Source organism: Mucilaginibacter sp. (assembly GCF_028288185.1).
Classification (GTDB): Bacteria; Bacteroidota; Bacteroidia; order Sphingobacteriales; family Sphingobacteriaceae; genus Mucilaginibacter.
In genome coordinates, this window is the sequence record NZ_JAQBOF010000028.1 from 1 (window position 1) to 17,274 (window position 17,274).

The 17,274-nt window shown below is 41.9% G+C and carries 19 protein-coding genes; 13 read left to right on the forward strand and 6 right to left on the reverse strand.

Translation table 11 applies throughout. The features are described from left to right. The 7 genes from JWQ34_RS11665 to JWQ34_RS11695 all read left to right on the forward strand — a co-directional run. The coding region (locus JWQ34_RS11665) for a DUF2851 family protein (protein ID WP_299357446.1) at positions 1 to 983 on the forward strand (983 nt) is incomplete at its 5' end. Positions 984 to 988: 5 nt separating this feature from the next. Beyond that, on the forward strand, positions 989 to 1,210 hold the full coding sequence (locus JWQ34_RS11670) for a PspC domain-containing protein (protein WP_299357447.1): 222 nt from the start codon (positions 989 to 991) through the stop codon (positions 1,208 to 1,210). Between the two features lie 100 nt (positions 1,211 to 1,310). Next, a complete protein-coding gene (locus JWQ34_RS11675; protein WP_299357448.1) occupies positions 1,311 to 2,228 on the forward strand; it encodes a J domain-containing protein in 918 nt (305 codons plus the stop codon). Positions 2,229 to 2,239: 11 nt separating this feature from the next. Continuing rightward, positions 2,240 to 2,530: a chaperone modulator CbpM gene (locus tag JWQ34_RS11680; RefSeq protein ID WP_299357449.1), complete on the forward strand. Its 291-nt coding sequence runs from the start codon at positions 2,240 to 2,242 to the stop codon at positions 2,528 to 2,530. 196 nt (positions 2,531 to 2,726) lie between these two features. After that, the gene (locus JWQ34_RS11685) at positions 2,727 to 3,566 is read left to right on the forward strand and encodes an endonuclease/exonuclease/phosphatase family protein (protein ID WP_299357450.1); all 840 of its coding nucleotides are present in this window, start codon (positions 2,727 to 2,729) and stop codon (positions 3,564 to 3,566) included. A 206-nt stretch (positions 3,567 to 3,772) separates the two neighbouring features. Beyond that, positions 3,773 to 4,105 carry a hypothetical protein gene (locus JWQ34_RS11690; protein ID WP_299357451.1) on the forward strand — a complete coding sequence of 111 codons (333 nt, stop codon included), beginning with the start codon at positions 3,773 to 3,775 and terminating at the stop codon, positions 4,103 to 4,105. A gap of 276 nt (positions 4,106 to 4,381) precedes the next feature. After that, complete coding sequence (locus JWQ34_RS11695; protein WP_299357452.1) at positions 4,382 to 4,645, forward strand: hypothetical protein; 264 nt, start codon at positions 4,382 to 4,384, stop codon at positions 4,643 to 4,645. 40 nt (positions 4,646 to 4,685) lie between these two features. Here JWQ34_RS11695 and JWQ34_RS11700 read toward each other — a convergent pair whose 3' ends face one another. After that, on the reverse strand, positions 4,686 to 5,456 hold the full coding sequence (locus JWQ34_RS11700; RefSeq protein WP_299357453.1) for an enoyl-CoA hydratase/isomerase family protein: 771 nt from the start codon (positions 5,454 to 5,456) through the stop codon (positions 4,686 to 4,688). 99 nt (positions 5,457 to 5,555) lie between these two features. Between JWQ34_RS11700 and JWQ34_RS11705 the strand changes: the two genes are divergently transcribed. After that, positions 5,556 to 5,897 carry an MmcQ/YjbR family DNA-binding protein gene (locus JWQ34_RS11705; RefSeq protein ID WP_299357454.1) on the forward strand — a complete coding sequence of 114 codons (342 nt, stop codon included), beginning with the start codon at positions 5,556 to 5,558 and terminating at the stop codon, positions 5,895 to 5,897. Positions 5,898 to 5,981: 84 nt separating this feature from the next. On the opposite strand, the gene JWQ34_RS11710 is transcribed toward JWQ34_RS11705, so the two are convergent. Beyond that, on the reverse strand, positions 5,982 to 8,306 hold the full coding sequence (locus JWQ34_RS11710; protein WP_299357455.1) for a gliding motility-associated C-terminal domain-containing protein: 2,325 nt from the start codon (positions 8,304 to 8,306) through the stop codon (positions 5,982 to 5,984). A gap of 168 nt (positions 8,307 to 8,474) precedes the next feature. Here JWQ34_RS11710 and JWQ34_RS11715 point away from each other — a divergent pair, with 168 nt between their 5' ends. The 5 genes from JWQ34_RS11715 to JWQ34_RS11735 all read left to right on the forward strand — a co-directional run bounded on the left by JWQ34_RS11715 (position 8,475) and on the right by JWQ34_RS11735 (position 12,381). Next, on the forward strand, positions 8,475 to 9,146 hold the full coding sequence (locus JWQ34_RS11715) for a Pr6Pr family membrane protein (protein WP_299357456.1): 672 nt from the start codon (positions 8,475 to 8,477) through the stop codon (positions 9,144 to 9,146). Between the two features lie 12 nt (positions 9,147 to 9,158). Then, on the forward strand, positions 9,159 to 9,338 hold the full coding sequence (locus JWQ34_RS11720) for a hypothetical protein (RefSeq protein WP_299357457.1): 180 nt from the start codon (positions 9,159 to 9,161) through the stop codon (positions 9,336 to 9,338). 111 nt (positions 9,339 to 9,449) lie between these two features. Continuing rightward, positions 9,450 to 10,715 carry a metallophosphoesterase gene (locus JWQ34_RS11725; protein WP_299357458.1) on the forward strand — a complete coding sequence of 422 codons (1,266 nt, stop codon included), beginning with the start codon at positions 9,450 to 9,452 and terminating at the stop codon, positions 10,713 to 10,715. 473 nt (positions 10,716 to 11,188) lie between these two features. Beyond that, a complete protein-coding gene (locus tag JWQ34_RS11730) occupies positions 11,189 to 11,401 on the forward strand; it encodes a hypothetical protein (protein WP_299357459.1) in 213 nt (70 codons plus the stop codon). Positions 11,402 to 11,499: 98 nt separating this feature from the next. Continuing rightward, complete coding sequence (locus tag JWQ34_RS11735; protein ID WP_299357460.1) at positions 11,500 to 12,381, forward strand: hypothetical protein; 882 nt, start codon at positions 11,500 to 11,502, stop codon at positions 12,379 to 12,381. A gap of 38 nt (positions 12,382 to 12,419) precedes the next feature. Here the strand turns inward: JWQ34_RS11735 and JWQ34_RS11740 are convergent, their stop codons facing one another. The 4 genes from JWQ34_RS11740 to JWQ34_RS11755 all read right to left on the reverse strand — a co-directional run bounded on the left by JWQ34_RS11740 (position 12,420) and on the right by JWQ34_RS11755 (position 17,211). Then, positions 12,420 to 13,124 (reverse strand): DUF1345 domain-containing protein, encoded by a 705-nt coding sequence (locus tag JWQ34_RS11740; RefSeq protein WP_299357461.1) that lies wholly within the window; start codon positions 13,122 to 13,124, stop codon positions 12,420 to 12,422. A gap of 32 nt (positions 13,125 to 13,156) precedes the next feature. Next, positions 13,157 to 13,357 carry a YwbE family protein gene (locus tag JWQ34_RS11745; RefSeq protein WP_299357462.1) on the reverse strand — a complete coding sequence of 67 codons (201 nt, stop codon included), beginning with the start codon at positions 13,355 to 13,357 and terminating at the stop codon, positions 13,157 to 13,159. Positions 13,358 to 13,456: 99 nt separating this feature from the next. Beyond that, positions 13,457 to 14,791: an argininosuccinate lyase gene (gene argH, locus JWQ34_RS11750; RefSeq protein WP_299357463.1), complete on the reverse strand. Its 1,335-nt coding sequence runs from the start codon at positions 14,789 to 14,791 to the stop codon at positions 13,457 to 13,459. 287 nt (positions 14,792 to 15,078) lie between these two features. Continuing rightward, positions 15,079 to 17,211, reverse strand: a complete 2,133-nt coding sequence (locus JWQ34_RS11755) for a hypothetical protein (RefSeq protein WP_299357464.1) — start codon at positions 17,209 to 17,211, stop codon at positions 15,079 to 15,081. Between the last annotated feature and the right edge of the window lie 63 nt (positions 17,212 to 17,274).

Here is a 17,274-nt window from a genome sequence, read left to right on the forward strand (position 1 = left end):
GCCGCCGCGTACCCACGCTGGAATTGAAAGACCGCATCTCGCCCGACTTATATAACCGCTACCATAACCTGGTATTCGGCAATCAAACCATTATTCCCTGCGAGGCAAGTATTGGCAAACTGGATGATTTTACCCTGCGCACCTGGTTTACAAGGATATTAATAGAACGCCTGGAGAAAAGAGCGGCAGCCGTAACGGCGGCCCTGCAAATTAACCGTGGCGATTGGGAAGAAACGTTTTACCAGTTTTTAGCAGCCAACTTTGGGTTTAAAACCAATGCAGTCCCATTTGAATTATTGGCGAAATCATTATCGCAAAACATATTAGCCAAGCACAAAAATAACCCACTGCAAATTGAAGCGCTGATTTTCGGACAGGCGGGTTTTTTAAACGAGGATTTCACGGATACTTATCCGCAGAACCTCAAAAAGGAATACGATTTTTTGCGTAAAAAATACAGCCTCACACCTATCGAAAACCATCTATGGAAATTTATGCGGCTGCGCCCGCAAAACTTCCCCACCATTAGGCTGGCTCAATTTGCAGCGCTTATTGTTAACTCCAATCACCTGCTGTCAAAAGTGCTGGATATCCGGGAAATTAAAGGTTTACAGAATTTGTTTACCGATATAAAAGTGAACCCTTATTGGGAAACGCATTACCGTTTTGATAAAGAAGCTAAGCCGTCATCTAAAAACCTGGGGCAGGCATCGGTTGATATTTTGTTATTAAACACATTGGTTTTATTTTTGTTCAGCTATGGCAAGCATCACCAGCTACAGCATTTTATGGATAGGAGCTTAAAATTATTGGAAAGCCTGCCCGGTGAGCAAAATAATATCATAGCCGATTTTAACAGTTTGGGTGTAAAAGCAAATTCAGCGTTCGAATCGCAGGCTTTATTGGAATTAAAGAACTATTATTGTAATTATAAGAAATGCCTGCAATGCAGCGTTGGTAATAAGATACTAAAGTTAGCCTGATTATTATGTTACAGCGAATACTCACTTTTTTTGAACGTTACTCCTTTGGGGTTTGTACCTATCTGGGCGAGCGTTTTAATATTTCTATATCTAAAATAAGACTTTTCTTTATTTATACTTCTTTTTTGTCGGTTGGTTTCCCGTTGATAGTGTATTTTTTTGCGGGCATTGTGCTTGATTTTCGTAATTATATTAAACGCTGCCGGACGAGGACATCTGATTTCTGATTAATAAGCTTAATGACGTAAGTCATTTGTTTATTAAAACTAATCCACTACTTTCATGGTTTATTAAAGACGCAAAGTATTGCGTTTCTACAACACCATTATGGCATTTATTGATTATTATCAAATATTAGGCGTTACTAAAACAGCTACAGATAAAGATATAAAATCTGCTTACCGCAAGCTCGCGCGTAAATATCACCCCGATCTTAATCCCAACGACCAGGAAGCACATAAAAAATTTCAGCAACTAAATGAGGCTAACGAAGTTTTAAGCGATCCGGAAAAACGCAAGAAGTATGATCAATACGGCGAAAACTGGCAACATGGCGAACAATACGAACAAGCGCGGCAGCAACAAAGCAGGCAGCAGCGCAGTTATGGTGGTGGCGGGCAGGCATTTGATTTTGAAGGATTTGGTGGCGGCGGCGGAGATGATTTTTCGGATTTTTTCCAATCGATGTTTGGCGGCGCGGCAGGCGGTGGCGGGCAACGGCGGCAGGCCAAATACCGCGGTCAGGATTATAATGCCGAATTACAACTCAGCTTAAAAGATATAACCGAAAGTCATAAACAAACACTTACCGTTAACGGCAAAAATATACGCATTACCATACCTGCCGGGGCGGAGAATGGTCAAACTATAAAAATTGCTGGCCACGGTGGGCCGGGTGCCAATGGCGGGCCGGGCGGGGATCTGTATATTAAAATTTTGGTTGCTGATGATCAGCGGTTCAAACGTAAGGGTGCAGATCTGTACAGCACGGCAAAACTTGATATTTACACGGCCATACTTGGCGGCGAAATAACTGCCGAAACCATGACCGGCAAAGTAAAAGTTAAAGTAGCACCTGAAACACAAAACGGTACCAAGGTTAAGCTAAAAGGCAAGGGCTTGCCGGTTTATAAAAAAGAAGGCGAGTTTGGAGACCTGTACATTACCTACGACTTACAGCTACCCACCAAACTTACCGATAAGCAAAGACAACTATTTGAAGAACTGGCTAAATCATCAGCATAAATTAAATTGTTATGAGCGCAAAGCATTTAATAGCAACTACCGATTTTTGTGTGTACCACCACCTGGAACACGCCTTTATTACCGACCTGCAGGAAGCTGGCCTGGTACAGATCACTATAGTTAATAATACGCCACATATCCCCGAAAGCGAATTACACAAGCTGGAACGCATGATACGCCTGCATAATGAACTGGACATTAACATCGCCGGTATTGAAGCTATTACGCATTTACTGGAGCGTATTGAGGATATTCAGGAAGAAATGCGATTACTAAAAAACAGTTTAAAGGTGTACGAATAGTACTTACTACCTCGTCTGTCGTAGCGCGGCAATCGCGAACTATTATCCGTATTGCATCCTTGCGATTGCTGCGCTACGCTCGCAATGACAAAATGTTTTACTTGTATATTCATGTATATTAATTCTATGTTAAATTTCCCCGGATTAAACGCTTAATAACACAGACTTTTCTATATTTGGTCAACCAATAAAACACATGAAAAAACTTCTCCTTACTACACTTGCCTGCTTAATTTTAAGCGGAGTGGCTTTTAGCCAGCAATTAAACATAGGTACTTATAACCTGCGTAACGATAATAAAGAAGATTCGCTTAAAGGCAACGGCTGGGGTTACAGGTTTCCGGTGATCTGTAAGATCGTGCAGTTTAATGACCTGGATATTTTTGGAACGCAGGAAGGCAAATACAATATGCTTAACAACATGGTTGATAGCTTGCCCGGTTATAAATGGATAGGTATTGGCCGCGATGACGGCAAAAAGAAAGGCGAATTTTCGGCTATATTTTATAAAGCAACCAGGTTTAAAATACTTAAACAGGGTAATTTCTGGTTATCAACCATTACCGACAGGCCAAATAAGGGCTGGGATGCTGTTTTACCACGCATTTGTACTTGGGCGCAATTTCAGGATATAAAAACCGGGTTTACATTCTATTTCTTTAACCTGCACATGGACCATATTGGTGTTGTCGCCCGTAAAGAAAGCGCCAGCCTGGTATTAAGAAAGATAAAAGAAATGGCCGGCAACAGCGCTACCATATTTACCGGCGATTTTAACGTTGACCAATACAACGAAAGCTATGCCGAAGTGATAAGTACCGGTGTATTGAAAGATTGCTATACACTTGCACCTATAAAACTGGCTACTAACGGCTCTTTCAACAGCTTTAATTTAAATACCAAGACTGATAGCCGTATAGATCATATTTTTGTAACCAAGCAGTTTAATGTCAAGCGTTACGCCATATTAACCAACTCTTACAACGGCAAAGCACCATCTGATCATTACCCGGTTGTGGCTATAATGAACTATTAATAAGACACATTTTTTGATAAGACCTGCGAAGTTTCAAAAACTTCGCAGGTCTTATATGCTCTAATATTAATTAATTTAATTGCCTATGACTCTTGCCGTTGGCACTTTTTTGTCTATTTCACAAACTTTTCTTTTAAACCTACTGGCACAGCTATTGTCTTATTTATAACGACAACAATGTAAGTTGTTGTATAAATATTACGATCATGAAAGCTTTAAAAATAACAATAGCAGCATTAATATTAGCCTGTACTTTTCAGGCAGCAAGCGCGCAGGTAAGTTTTGGTATAAGTTTCGGTACGCCGTTACGCAGGGTGTATGTTGAGCCATACAGGCCATATCCTTATTATCATGAAGAAGTGATTGAAAGATATCCGGTTCGCCGTGAAGTATATTATGAACCCGCCCCGATACGTGAAGAATATTATGAACCAGCCCCGGCACGCGAAGTATATTATAGGCGTACTTATTACAGAAGGCAGATGTATGCACGCGGCAACCATTTCGGCCACGAACATTTTGAAAGAAGACACAGGTAAACAAAAAGCCCCCACTAATTGGGGGCTTTTTTATGTCGCCTGATAAATTTAATTAGCTGTATTTAGTGCTAAATATGTGGGTGATGTAGTAGTTACTGCACACTATTCTATATCATAAACCAAACCGCGGCATAATACTATTTTACTCATACTCACTTTCTTTCCCTGTAATCAACTCGTTACAAGCCATTATAATACTTTATTAAACCTCTTGGCACAGGTATTGTCTTAAATACAAGAACAACAAAAACAAATGTTCTGTTTAATCTACTAAAAATGAAAACTTTAAAATTAACAATAGCAGCAGTAATATTAGCCTGTACTTTCCAGGCAGCAAGCGCCCAGGTAAGAGTTGGTGTAAGAATAGGCACTCCACCTCCACGTAGAGAAGTAGTTGTAGAACGCAGACCACAGCGCGAAGTGATAGTACAACACAGGCCTTATTACAGACACGGTTACAGAAGACCAGTTGTTGTTCGCCGTTACAGTCGTGAACGTGATGTAAACAGCCGTGAACGTAATGTAAGAAGACATTACTAATATAAAGAAAGCCCCGCATTTGCGGGGCTTTCTTTATGCCTTATTTTTTAAAGAAATTCTGCAACGCCTGTTGCGTAAACTCTGATAGCACCAATTCGCCGCTTATAGCCGCACGCTCATCAAGCAATTCATCCCAATCATCAGTCCCTTCCCATAATATTTGCTTTAAACCGTTTAATGCTTCCGGGTGATATGATGCCAGTTTTTGCGTAAGCTCGTTCAAGGCATTGTCCATATCAGCAATGGTATCATATACTTCATTGTATAGCCCTTTTTCCTTTGCCCATTGCGCCGTCTGGAAATCAACCGCGCGGATAGTTAATTGCGAAAATGCAGGTAAGCCAATTTTACGTATCACCGCCGGCGATATAACAAATGGGCCAATACCTATAGCCAATTCGCTTAATTTAATGGCTGCCGCTTCGGTAGCAAGGCAATAATCGGCGGCGGCGGCAAGGCCCACTCCACCGCCTACGGATTTACCCTGCACCCTGGCAATAACAATTTTGGGCGATTTGCGTATGGCATTGATCACCCTTGCAAATCCTGCAAAAAATATCGCGCCCGCCTCTTTATCTTTTATCTGCAACAGCTCATCAAAGCTGGCACCGGCGCAAAAGGTGCGATCACCCTCACTTTTCAGGATGATAATACGTGTTTGATCATTCTCGCCAGCATGGTTGATCTTGACTGTTAACAGATCAAGTAATGCGGCTGGTAATGAGTTTTGCGCAGGATGATAAAAGCTGATAGTGGCAATACCATCGTCAGTATAAGCAAGGGTTATATTTCCGTTTGAGTTATCGGGCATGGGTTCTGACTAATAATGTAGATTAAACAATATCAGAAGTATTTAACATACCTGCAATTTTTTAGAGCGAATTTTGATAACTTAGCTATCATCAATTATATGGTCACTATAGAAACTGCCCGACAACTTGCTTTATCATTATCCGGTACGGATGAGTATGCTCATTTTGATAAACAAGCTTTCAGGGCCAACGGGAGGATATTTGCTACCCTTTGGGAGCCTGAACAACGGATGATGGTAAAGCTATCGTTAATTGATCAGTCTGTATTTTCGGCTTTTAACCCGGCGATAATTTATCCCGTGCCTAATAAATGGGGATTACAGGGCTGTACTTTCTTTGAGTTAAAAGAGGTACGAGAGGATATGCTGCTGGATGCTTTAACTACAGCCTGGCAGGCTGTAATGGCAAAAAAATCAACCCAAAAATCACAACCTAAATAATATATGAGCGCACCTAACCTGGAATTTGTTCCGCCGGATATTTTGCAGAAACTAACATCTACCAGCCGCTATACGCTTGTTTAACTATCGCAAAATAGATACCCAGCCTTTTACTATTTTTTGCCGGGCATTTTTTGGGTCGATAACGTAATAATAAGTACCCACAGGCAATGCGCTATTATTTGACATACCATTCCACGATTTTGTGTACCCTATAGAATGATATACCAAAGCACCATATCTGTTATACACAGCTACCGTGCTATTAGGGAAACCTACTAGTTCTGGTATGCTCCAAAGGTCATTTATGCCATCGCCATTGGGCGTAAACGCGTTAGGCACCACAATGGCAATAATTGGCTTAACAGCTACGGTTATCGCATTTGAAGTTACTATGCTGTCAACCGTGCAGCCACCGCTCACTATAATGCAGGTAATAATATCGCCATCAATTAATTTGTTGCTTGTAAAAGTGGGGGTGCTGGTACCCTCAGCCGTTGTGTTTATATACCATTGATATGAATTAACCGGCGATGCGTTTGGTGTCTTAGCAGTAAAAGTTACAGATGTACCATCATATATTGTAGTTGCAGTAGCGCTAATAGTTACAGACACAGTAAGCAGCGGATTAACCTGTACGGTTAATGAGTTAGACAGCGGCGAAACAAGTATTATACAATAATCATTATTAGTTACTGTACAGGTAATAACGTCATTATTACTAAGTGTACTACTATTATAGACGGGGCTATTTGTACCACTATTTGTGCCGTTTACTTTCCACTGGTAGGTTGGGTTATTACCTGCATTGGTTGCAACGGCATCAAAACCCAGCATCCTGCCTGGGCATGTAGCCGTTGTGATTTCTGCTGTTATAGCTACAGCCGGCACAACAGGGGCCGTAACAGTTAAAACATGTGCAATAGGTGTACCACCATTACCTGCCGTAATGGTTGATGTGCCAGCCCCGGTAATATGAATTTTATTGGCAACTATGGTAGCTACAGATGAATTACTGCTGGTATAGGTTATAGGCTGTATACTGGTAGCTCCGGGATTAAAATCAGCATCACAAATTGTTTTTGGGGTTATGGGGTTAAACGTAAGTAAGCTTGGCGCATTTACTTCCAGGTTTATCACAGTTTCACTGCTGCCGCCCGTGTTATAGCCCGTAATGGTGTAGGCGGTTAATGGCCATATTGCAGTAGGTGTACCACTTATAATACCTGTTTTTTTATCAAAGCTGAGGCCGGTCGGCAGGGCTTTATCTATGGTATATCCACTTAAATTTATTTTCCTGATCAGGCCGTTACCATAATCGGCCACGTACATATTACTCTGGTCATCCAACGTTATACCGTATGGGTTATTAAACGATGCTGCTGTACCTATGCCATCAACAGCCCCTGCCTGGTTAGCGCTGCCGGCAACAACAGTTTTTTTACCACTTGGTGAAAGTTCTTTGATTACATTATCTACCAGGTCTGATATATATATATTACCGCTTGCGCCTATAGCTATGCTATATGGGTATGCACCATAATCAATTGTTGTTACCTGGAGGGTTGTCATATCTATCTTCCTAATTGTATTGCCATTAATATCCGCCACAAATAAATTTCCTTGCTTGTCAAACGCCAGATCCCTTGGGCTATAAAAGCTGGCAGCTGTGCCTACCCCATCAGTTGTGGCGCTCAAGGCACTACCGGCAAATGTTTTAACCACTCCTGTAGTGGGGTTAATACTTCTTATCAATCCGCCGCCATAATCGCATTCATACAAAATGCCCGCAGCATCAAATACTAAGCCTCCCGGAGAACTGAATTTGGCCCCAGTTCCGGTACCGTCTATAGTACCAGTCATTCCTTGCGTACCTGCGACAGTACTTACTGTACTCACCAGGTCTATTTTTCTTATCAGTTGATTGCCATTTTCGCTCACCCATACATTTCCTAATACGTCTGTTCCTATACTGGACAGGTTATTAAATTTGGCCATCAACCCACTACCATCAGCATACCCTCGGCTACTGCCGGCATAGGTGGATACAACGCCACCGGTTGTCATCCTTCTAATGGCAAAATTGCCATTATCGGCTATATAAAAAGCGCCCGAATACTTATCGAAAGTAATATCAATAGGTTGGTTAAATTTAGCCAGGGTACCAATCCCGTTAGCAAAACCCGGTGAGCTACCGGCAACTGTAGTAACCTGCCCATAAATAGCAGCCGGTATCGGCCCGCCTCCATTAATTGGCATTAAGGGGGTAATAGGAGCATTTATACTAAAGGTAGAGGATACCGGATTATAACTTATTATAGGCGCCGGTACCTGGGCAAAAAGCACATGCGGCATTAATAATGCTATTAAAGCTATTATAAATAGCGTAAGATGCTTTTTATAAGGCATGCCCGGTAATTACTGTTAATTTAAAGCGATACAAGCGAAAGGTTGGTTTATGATCAAAACAAATATACATTTTCTACCCATTTTAAGTGTACTTGTTGGGCGCTAATTCAGTTTAAATTATTTATTGTAAATTCACTAATCATTATAAGCCGATAACTGATATCACCTATGAAAAATAAGATCAAGATAGTTTATATGGCTGCGCTGGCAATAATAGCCTGGTTTGCTTTATGCCTTCAATTTTATATTTCTATAGCGCAATTCTTGTCTACCGGGCGTACACTGGCTGGAGCAATAGTTCATTTATTAAGTTATTATACCATACAGAATAATATACTGGTGGCTTTATCAGTAACCTTACTATTATTAGCACCTGCATCGGCATGGGGTAAGTTCTTTTCAAGGTCATCGGTTATAACGGCAATTGCTGTTTACATTACTATTGTATGCCTGGTTTACCAAATTATTTTGCGGCCGCAGCATACACCTGTCGGCTTGTTTAAATTGGCCGATGAACTATTGCACTCGCTCGACCCGGCAATGTTTGTTTTGTTTTGGTTGATATTTATACCCAAAACTAAATTACCGTGGGCAAAGGCTATCAACTGGCTGCTTTACCCATTGCTATACTGCTTTTATGTTTTAATACGCGGCGCAATATCTGGTTATTATCCTTATAGCTTTATTGATGGCAACAAGTTAAGCTATGAGCAAATATTTATAAACAGCGTGTTTTTACTGTTTGCATTTTTAAATGTTGGTTTGCTTTTTATTGGTATAAGCCGTTTAACCCAAAAAAATAGCTTATTGGCACGGTCTTTATACCATACTAGTTTATAAAACTTAAATGTTATGAAAAAGTATGTTATAAAAATGATTGCACTGATATTGTTTACGTCAGTAGCTATCTCAAGTTGTTCGCTGGAATACCGCCAACAGCGAATGCACAGAAATGATCAAAACGGGCGTGATAATAATGGACATGACCGCGATCATCGCGATGACCATCACGATAATAATCATCGTAACTAATAATTTAAAACCCTGTTATATTTAACGGGGTTTGTTTTTATATCGCGTTTAAATTTTACTATCTACTAATTACCTTTCCTTTTTTAAATTGCAGGCTTATATACAGGATTAATGCACAGAGGCGCTTTCTTAAATATTTTCTTAATAATTGCGGCCATAAGCCTGCTGTTTGACTGGTATGTTTTTAATGGCCTCAAAACCTTTACCAACGATTGGCAATCGCAGCGTTCGCGTCAAATTGTACCCTGGGGGTTTCTGGTGATCTCTGTTGGTATAACCGCGGCATTTTTACTGGGCTTTGGCAGTTATAGTACAGCAAAGGGGATGACACCTTTCCATGAGTGGATGCTAAGCCTGTTTCTTACCTTTTTCTTTACCAAGTTGGTTTTCGTACTCGTTTTGTTTTTGGGCGATGTCGGGCGCAGTGCGGTTGGTATATTTAACACCGTAGCTAAACATAAAGATTCGGTTAGTCATACCTATTTCCCGGCGCGGCGTAAGTTTATTAGCGAGTTGGCTATACTGCTAGCGGCATTTCCATTCTTTGGCTTTTTCTACGCCATGTTTAGGGGGAAGTATGATTACAAGGTACATCGCCAAACTATTTACTATGATGACCTGCCCGATGCTTTTGATGGTTTTACCATAACGCAGTTATCTGATATCCACTCCGGCAGTTTTGATAATGTGACTGCCATGCAGCGGGGCATTGACCTGGCCCAAAGCCAAAAAAGCGATCTCTTTGTTTTTACCGGCGACCTGGTTAACAACGCCGCCTGGGAGATAAAACAATATATACCCAATTTTAGCCAATTAAGAGCGTCATACGGGCAGTTCTCCATTCTGGGTAATCATGACTATGGCGACTATATACATTGGGATAGCGAGGCAGAAAAGGCCGCTAACCTGGATAAACTAAAACAACATCATAAAGACCTGGGCTACCGCCTGATGTTAGACGAAAACTTAGAGATAGAAAAGGACGGCCAAAAAATCATCCTCATCGGTGTACAAAACTGGGGGCATGGCTTTATTAAAATTGGCAACCTGGATAAAGCATTAACAGGTGTTGACCCAAAAGCGTTTAAAATACTCCTATCGCACGATCCCAGCCATTGGGAAGAGAAGGTACGTTATAACCCGGCGAACATTCATCTAACCCTGTCTGGCCATACGCATGGCGCGCAGTTTGGCGTTGAGGTGGCCGGTTTTAGGTGGAGCCCGGTACAATACCGTTATTTGGATTGGGCGGGTTTGGTTAACGAGAAGGACCGATACCTTTATGTAAACCGTGGTTTTGGTTTCCTTGCCTTTTCGGGCAGATTGGGGATCTGGCCAGAGATTACGGTTATTACACTGAAGAAGAAAGTGGTGTAGTGATTCATAAATAGTGAATCACTTTGAATCACCTGAATCACTTTTTTCTTGTAACATTCTGTAAATAAATTAATTAACGAAACAGAGTGAATCACCCTGAATCAGTACAAAAGCTAGAAGTTACTTGCTTTAAATAATTGTAAATAAGTTATTTATGTATTTTTAGAGTGATTGCAAAAATCTGAGTGAATCACTTTTGTGAATCACCTGACATTAAACTTATTGGTTATAATGGCCTAAATATTTTAACCTGCGCCGTTTACTCACCCTGTCTACGCTACGCTGGACCACCCTCTCTTTCGCAAGTGAGAAATAGGGTGGTTTGGTTTGCGGTGATCCTCTTCCCGCTAACGGCGAAGAGAGGATCGACAAGCGTAGCGTCCCGATAGCTATCGGGATCGGGGTAAATAACCGTTAAATAATCCAAACAATTTTCCCGCTCATAACTTTTATTGGTATAAATACGAAACTATATGGCAAATAACCCCGTAAAATATAATCAAAAACAAAACCACGCAGATAACTGGAAACATAACTGGGAGGTTATGAAACCGTTTGTACATTTTGGCTTTAAAGCTATGGCATTAATAGGTGGCGCGTTAATAGGCATTATTAAGTTACTGCCCATGTTGGCACCGCATAAACATGACGAGGGTAAAAAAGAAACCCGCATCATAAAGATCTAAGTACCGCACACTCGCTGTATTGAAAAAAGCGGATATCTTTTTAGATATCTGCTTTTTTGTGCTTTTATTATATCTTAGCCTAATTACCCCTATTAATTATGACTATTAATTTTTATAAAGCACTACTATTTTGTGCCTTAAGCTGCTGCAGCTTATTGGCGTTGGGCCAAACCAAAAAGAGCGAAAGTGACGATGATGCCAAAAAATCGGGCCTGAATATCAGCTTAAATTATTTAAGCAACTCTGTATTTATGGGCCGGGCCGATTCTGTACGGACGGCTACCGTTAGCCCGGTAATTAAATATGCGTTTAGCTCAGGTATCTATCTTTCGGGCGGGCTGGAACTTATCCCCGGACGTAAAAAAAACAAGCTTGATGGCGGCGACCTTACTTTAGGCTATGATTTTGATATTACTGATGGTCTGTCGGGCGGCATATCCTATTCCAAACTATTTTACAGCGCTACCAGTACGCAGGTAAGCTCGGCGGTAAGCAGTACTTTTAGCGGCAACCTAACTTATAATATTGCCGATATTATAAGCACTACCTTAAACGCCGATTATAATATTAACAAGCAGGGTATAGCCGGCGATATATTTCTGAACCTTGGCGTTTGCCATGATTTTACATTTGGCGCTAATGATGAATTGTCCATATCTCCTACCATTGAAGCTAATACCGGCACACAAAATTTTTATGATGGCTACTTAGTTTACCGCAAACTTAAAAATGCCAAAAAAACCACGGCCGAAACTGCCCTAATACAAGCCTACACAGCCGAATTAAGTCAATATCGCTTACTTGACTACGAGTTTTCTTTACCTGTTGAATACTCGGCAGGAAACTTTACCCTAAAAGCTACGCCCATTTATGCAGTGGCGCAAAACGAGTTTAAATCGGCAGCGGTTGTAAAGGCCTTAGGATTGTCTGCGCAAACGACAGTTTTTTATTTTGATATAGGGGTATCGTTAAAGTTTTAACAGGTTAGTTACTCATAGGCGGGGTGAGTCCCCAGCCGCTATATCATGCTCGACACAATATTAATACTTAAAGCAACTATAGCCGTATTAAAAGCAAACGATACCAAGCCATGTACCCAGGCCAAACGGCGCATACCACGATCAGATATTTCAACGTCAGATACCTGGAAAGTCATACCAACAACAAACGAGAAATACACAAAATCTAAATAATCGGGTTCGGTTGATTTGCCTGGAAATTCAAGTCCGCCGACTTCGGTTTTTTCGCCGTCATCGGTGTCTTCATCGTAATACATGTGCGCGTAACGCATGGTAAAGAGCGTATGTACCAACCACCACGAAACAATTACCGATGCCATTGCCAATAAAACATGTCCGGTAACATCTGCACCGGGGAGACTTTTGGTTGATTTTAATAAAAACATTATAGCCCCCAAACTTATAACCGATGATGCAATTACAAACAAGAATATAAAGAACCGGCTCGAATCTTGCAGCTTGGCTATTTTACGGATCTCTTTGGGATGAGCATTTAAAATAATTATCCAGTCCATTATGATAACAGCTAACGCGAAAGCCACCCAGGTAATCAAGGACACCGCCGGCCAGGTAAATTTGGTATAACTTAAAAGAAATGCGATGATTGCCGCCGCAAATGATATACCAACCCGGTAATGCGCATCAAACTTAAAAAAGGCGTTCTCTGGTAGTTTTTTGATTTTTGATAGGATGTTTTTAGCCATTGGGGTATAACGATTTATTAGAAGGCAATATACTATTCTTCGTCAATAATTTCGGCTACGCGGCCAACTTGTCCGTCCTCTAATCTCACCTTTATCCCACGCGAGTGGTAGGCAGAACTGGTTAGCAGGTCCTTCACAATGCCACGGGTTAATTTGCCCGACCGTTGATCTTTTTTCAGGATAATGTCAACTTCAAGGCCGGGGTATATGTCGCTTCTGTTTTGTCCGTTCATTTGTTTCTTTGTGTCATTGCGAGCGAAGCGTGGCAATCGCGAACTTTGCAGCGTGCGATTGCTTCGTCGTTCCTCCTCGCAATGACAAATTATAGTTTTTTACTTCACCAATTTAGCCACCGCCCAATCAACCGCGTCAAATTTAAAGCTGCCGACAATTTTAACCATCGCATCAGTAATAAATTCATTGCCTAAATTACCTATGCTGCCCTCGTGGGTATGGTTAACAGTTTTATCTGGGTTAAATTCGCCTTTTTCTATAGCCAGGCCAACTTGTTTATATGCATCGCGAAACGGTATGCCGTTTAGCACCATCTTATTAACTTCTTCCACACTAAACAAGTAAGCGTATTTGGGGTCGTTCAGGATCTCGGTATTTACGGTTATGTTTTGCAGCATAAAGGTGGCCATGTGCAGGCAATTCTTCAGATCTGTAAACGCCGGGAATAGTAGTTCTTTCAGCAGCTGCAACTCGCGGTGATAGCCTGAGGGTAGGTTGGTGGTCATCATGGCAACATCATTTGGCAATGCCTGTAAACGGTTGCATTTGCCGCGCATAATTTCCCAAACATCTGGGTTCTTTTTATGCGGCATAATGCTGCTGCCGGTGGTCAATGTATCCGGATAGCTTACAAACGCAAAATTCTGACTTAAATACAAAGCCTGGTCCATTGCCATTTTAGCCAATGTGGCCGCTATAGATGATAAAGCCTGCGCTATTATCCGCTCGGTCTTACCACGTCCCATTTGGGCATAAACCACATTGTAGTTCAAACTTTCAAAACCTAATAACTCGGTGGTCATGGTACGGTTTAACGGGAAAGATGAGCCATATCCCGCTGCCGAACCTAATGGATTTTTATTGGTAATTTTATAAGCCGCTAAAACCAGCTCCAGGTCATCAACCAAACTTTCGGCATACGCCCCAAACCATAACCCGAATGACGATGGCATAGCCACCTGCAAATGCGTATAGCCGGGTAGTAAAGTATCTTTATGTTTTTCGCTAAGCGATATTAATTGATCGAACAGTTTTTGGGTTTCTTCAACCACCTGCTGTAGTTCATGTCTGAAAAATAGTTTCAGATCAACCAGTACCTGGTCATTACGCGAGCGGCCACTGTGGATCTTTTTGCCGGCATCGCCAATGCGTTGGGTCAACAACATTTCTACCTGCGAGTGTACATCTTCTACACCCGGTTCAATAGTAAACTTACCATTGGCAATATCTGCATAAATATTTTTAAGCTCGCATTGCACCAGTTCCAGGTCATCGGCACTCATCAGGCCAATGCTTTGTAGCATTTGCGTATGCGCTAAAGATCCCAGTACATCAAAGGCCGCCATTTGGGCATCAAATTCGGTATCGCGCCCAATGGTAAAGTTCTCTACCAGCTCATTAACATTTATGGTTTTTTGCCAAAGCTTGCTCATACTGCAAATATGGGAAATATTTTATTGATGGTGATGAAGGAGGTGTATAAGTACGGCAAACAAATTAAAATATCAGGAGGCACCTCCGGAGCCCAAATCAATTGGCTAATATTATTTCTATAAACAGGCGACTCCCCTGGAGTCAGAAAAAAGTGATAAAAAGAAAAGGCTCCAACGGAGCCTCGTGTTTATAGAAAATTACAGTACACGTTACAAGGGCTCTGTAGGAGCCTTCTAGATTGATTGTTCAGCTTACTTTGCCCCAGATGTTTTTTTTAATAGCTTTCTTACAATGCTCGTTTCAAGCCTTCCCATTTCACCATCCATTGCCCATCTTTCGGAAATCCGGGAGCATTGCCATTAGGCGCGCCGTCCCAGCCAGCCGCCATCATCGCGACAGCATATAACAACCCGCCATTACCCGGGAAATAGGGGAAAGGCCCGCCACCACCTACCAGGCCGTGTTGCTCCAAATCAAAGCTTTTATAATTTAATAGATACTCAATGGCTTTATCGCCATGGCCCAGGCGTGCAGCACACATAGCCAGCATCGGGAAATCCCAGCCCCAGGTACGATCAAAGCGCCAGGTTTCACCAACTTTGTTAAATGTTCTTTCCATGGTCGGGACATCCACGCCATCGCCGGGCAGCAGGCCGTAAGCACCCGTTAATGCCGGGTGCTCAAAATTGTACTTGGTCCACATGTTGGTTATGTTTTCCCATGATTCATATAGGCCATCCTTTACCGGTAATTTGGATAGTTTAGCTAAGACCTCTGCATATTTTGGCTCGGTAGGCAGTTTTAACCGCTTTCTCCATTTTTGAGCAAGCAATAAGCCGGTTCGCCAATAACTCAACTCAAACGTAGGATTATAGCAAGTCCTCGGGTCAGCATTTTCTGATACCACCTGTAGTGGGTAGCCTAATATGTAACGATCCTGCTCTTTGTTATAATATGGGTATGATGCCATAAAATTGGCTGTCTGTATCACTACTTTGCCCCATTTTGCTAATGTCTCTTTGTTGGGATTTGTGCGATACGCCAACTCAGCAAAGAATATCGGATGCGGTTGCTGCCAGATCAACAGCGGGTTTATCTCGTTGGGCCATTCCCAGTGCTCATTATCGCCTACTGTTTTTGGCCAACGCGCGCCTTCATAACCTTGTTTTTTAGCACGATCTATAGAGGTTTGTAAATTAGAGTCGTACACCCGCATGCTTTTATCCATCAACGGCAAACGCCCCCAAAGAGCGTAATGCGCTTCGTGCCACCATATCATCTCGAAATGGTATTTACCAAACCAGCCATTATTAACCAGACCACTTTCCTGTGGCGGGGTCGAACCGATCTCATTAACCGCCATCACGTATTGCGACAATACTATCCTTCTTTCCAGTTCCATCCATCGAGGATCTTTACTGCCCGATAGATCAATGGCGCCACCACTTTTCCAGAAGTTGGCCCAATGGATCTCACTTGCTTTTTTAATATCAGCAAAAGTTGATAGCGGGGTTTTTAGTGGAGTTTTTGAAAATGATAGCACAATATCTACCTGGGTTTTACCCGTAGGCATCAGTTCATACCGATGTGGTTTGGTGTTTTTAATGGTCGCGCCGTTTGCCCATTTTAAGTTAACGTCAAACTTGGTACCATCCAGCGTGCGATGAAAAATTGCACTATTACTAGTTAGGCTGGCTTGTGTTTGATGTTTATCCGGACTGTTCCAATCGGCCCCATTGCCAAATTCGCCATGCGATGCATAAGGGAACTCTAAAAAGAAACCAATTTGCCCGTCATTCAAATCCGGTGCTTCTACATGTATGGCAATGCCGTCGCGGTTAGGGTCGCCAATGGTAGTTATTTTTACGGATTTCCCATCAACCTCGAATGTGCTTGTTGCAATGCCGGTCCACATATCCAGTTTTTGAAGCAGGTTTTGCAGATCGTTCAATACAACAGATGATCCGTCTTTTTTCTTCAATATAAAACCAAAACGACCCAGGTTTAGTCGCTGCGGATTTCCTCTCATCCAATTGATCAATTCTTTTTGCTCCGGATTTGAGACGTCATGCCATACCATTCGGCCCTGGGTATCCCATTCCTGGCCTTTAAAATCGGCAGGTGTTTGCCCGTTAGGCTCAGGGAACTTATGCCAGCCCCAATCGGACATGGTATTAGCACCTTGCGAAAATGTTTGCAAGCCGGTAATATCAAATCCGAAAGCAAAATGGCCATTGCCTACTTGGGTAGGACCTGGTAAGTTCCTGTCGGTGATGGTGAGTTTATGCCGGGTTACTAAAGCTTTGCGGTCTATTTTTATTGCTTGTTGCGCATCGGCAGCCTGTAAAAAGATCATTGATAAAAATAGCAATGTAGCCTTTCGTGCAGCTTTTTGGAATAATAGATTTTTAACGATCATATTGTAAATATTAATCAAGATAAGCCCATGCAGACTGCTAACTTGTTGTAGGAAAATTTATAT

Bases quoted from the DNA above. Each gene is read 5' to 3' on its own strand.
- JWQ34_RS11670 (WP_299357447.1), top strand. From the start codon at position 989: ATGTTACAGCGAATACTCACTTTTTTTGAACGTTACTCCTTTGGGGTT.
- JWQ34_RS11675 (WP_299357448.1), top strand. From the start codon at position 1,311: ATGGCATTTATTGATTATTATCAAATATTAGGCGTTACTAAAACAGCT.
- JWQ34_RS11680 (WP_299357449.1), top strand. From the start codon at position 2,240: ATGAGCGCAAAGCATTTAATAGCAACTACCGATTTTTGTGTGTACCAC.
- JWQ34_RS11685 (WP_299357450.1), top strand. From the start codon at position 2,727: ATGAAAAAACTTCTCCTTACTACACTTGCCTGCTTAATTTTAAGCGGA.
- JWQ34_RS11690 (WP_299357451.1), top strand. From the start codon at position 3,773: ATGAAAGCTTTAAAAATAACAATAGCAGCATTAATATTAGCCTGTACT.
- JWQ34_RS11695 (WP_299357452.1), top strand. From the start codon at position 4,382: ATGAAAACTTTAAAATTAACAATAGCAGCAGTAATATTAGCCTGTACT.
- JWQ34_RS11700 (WP_299357453.1), bottom strand. From the start codon at position 5,456: ATGCCCGATAACTCAAACGGAAATATAACCCTTGCTTATACTGACGAT.
- JWQ34_RS11705 (WP_299357454.1), top strand. From the start codon at position 5,556: ATGGTCACTATAGAAACTGCCCGACAACTTGCTTTATCATTATCCGGT.
- JWQ34_RS11710 (WP_299357455.1), bottom strand. From the start codon at position 8,306: ATGCCTTATAAAAAGCATCTTACGCTATTTATAATAGCTTTAATAGCA.
- JWQ34_RS11715 (WP_299357456.1), top strand. From the start codon at position 8,475: ATGAAAAATAAGATCAAGATAGTTTATATGGCTGCGCTGGCAATAATA.
- JWQ34_RS11720 (WP_299357457.1), top strand. From the start codon at position 9,159: ATGAAAAAGTATGTTATAAAAATGATTGCACTGATATTGTTTACGTCA.
- JWQ34_RS11725 (WP_299357458.1), top strand. From the start codon at position 9,450: ATGCACAGAGGCGCTTTCTTAAATATTTTCTTAATAATTGCGGCCATA.
- JWQ34_RS11730 (WP_299357459.1), top strand. From the start codon at position 11,189: ATGGCAAATAACCCCGTAAAATATAATCAAAAACAAAACCACGCAGAT.
- JWQ34_RS11735 (WP_299357460.1), top strand. From the start codon at position 11,500: ATGACTATTAATTTTTATAAAGCACTACTATTTTGTGCCTTAAGCTGC.
- JWQ34_RS11740 (WP_299357461.1), bottom strand. From the start codon at position 13,124: ATGGCTAAAAACATCCTATCAAAAATCAAAAAACTACCAGAGAACGCC.
- JWQ34_RS11745 (WP_299357462.1), bottom strand. From the start codon at position 13,357: ATGAACGGACAAAACAGAAGCGACATATACCCCGGCCTTGAAGTTGAC.
- argH (WP_299357463.1), bottom strand. From the start codon at position 14,791: ATGAGCAAGCTTTGGCAAAAAACCATAAATGTTAATGAGCTGGTAGAG.
- JWQ34_RS11755 (WP_299357464.1), bottom strand. From the start codon at position 17,211: ATGATCGTTAAAAATCTATTATTCCAAAAAGCTGCACGAAAGGCTACA.